At 66.4% G+C, this 1,084-nt stretch carries 1 protein-coding gene; it reads left to right on the top strand.

Annotated elements, in window-relative coordinates:
- The first annotated feature begins 191 nt into the window (after nt 1-191).
- The gene (locus ABZX79_RS37810) at nt 192-1,061 is read left to right on the top strand and encodes an IS5 family transposase (protein ID WP_355268599.1); all 870 of its coding nucleotides are present in this window, start codon (nt 192-194) and stop codon (nt 1,059-1,061) included.
- Nucleotides 1,062-1,084 lie beyond the last annotated feature (23 nt).

The raw sequence follows: 1,084 nt of genomic DNA, 5'->3' as shown, positions 1-1,084 counted from the left end.
TGGAGTGCGGGATGGCGGTGCAGAGGAGGTAGCAGGTGTGGTTGGGGCATGTGGGTTGTGTGGGGTGACGGGTGGGGCAGGATGCGGCACGTGCCTGTCTCATCCCAAGACGCCCGGCCTTCGCGTCGTGTGCTTCCGCCGTCATCGTTGTACGCCTGGGCGCACTCGGTCTGCGGCGGTACGCCGGAAGCATGCCGACGCGACGCCCGTATCCGAGTGATCTGTCCGATGCCCGCTGGGAGTTGATCGAGCCGGTACTTGCCGCCTGGCGCTTCGAGCGCCGCGGCAGGGCCCTGGAGTTCGGCCGGCCGCCCGAGCATGACCTGCGCGACATCATGGACGCGATCTTGTACGTGGACCGGACTGGGGTCCAGTGGCGCTACCTCCCGCATGACTTCCCGCACTGGAACACGGTCTACGGCTACTTCGCTAAGTGGCAGCAAGAAGGCGTGTTCGCCCAACTCAACGGCCTGCTCCGGCAGCTGTTGCGGCAGAAGGAAGGGCGGGAAGCCGAGCCGTCGGCCTGTGTGATCGATGCCCAGAGCGTCAAGACCTCCACCAGCGTTCATGCCTCGAGTCAGGGCATCGACGCGGGGAAGAAGATCGTGGGTAGGAAGCGGAGCATCGTCACCGACACGATCGGGCTCCTGATGGCGGTGCTGGTGACAGCGGCGAGCGTGCAGGACTCGGTGGCCGGCACCCGGCTCCTGGACCAGGTCGCCGCCCAGCACCCCGGCATCCGCAAGGTCTGGGTCGACGGTGGCTACCGCCAGCACCTCGTCGAGCACGCCGCCACCCTCGGCATCGACATGGAGATCACCGGCCGCACCCCTGGGACCAGGGGCTTCACCCCGATCCCGAAGCGGTGGGCGGTCGAGCGGACCTACGGATGGCTGATGCTCCACCGCCGCCTGGCCCGCGACTACGAGACCCTGCCTGCCCGTTCCGAAGCCATGATCCACCTCGCCATGGCCGACCTCATGGCCCGCCGCCTCACCGGCGAGAACACCATTTCATGGCGCGACCCGATACCCCAGAACAAACAGTTGATTCCGGGATAAAACACTAGGAGAAAACGACCTCT

Source organism: Streptomyces sp. NPDC002994 (assembly GCF_040611155.1).
Classification (GTDB): Bacteria; Actinomycetota; Actinomycetes; order Streptomycetales; family Streptomycetaceae; genus Streptomyces.
The sequence above is the reverse complement of the archived record's forward strand: the minus strand, read 5'-3'. Positions and strand labels throughout refer to the sequence as shown.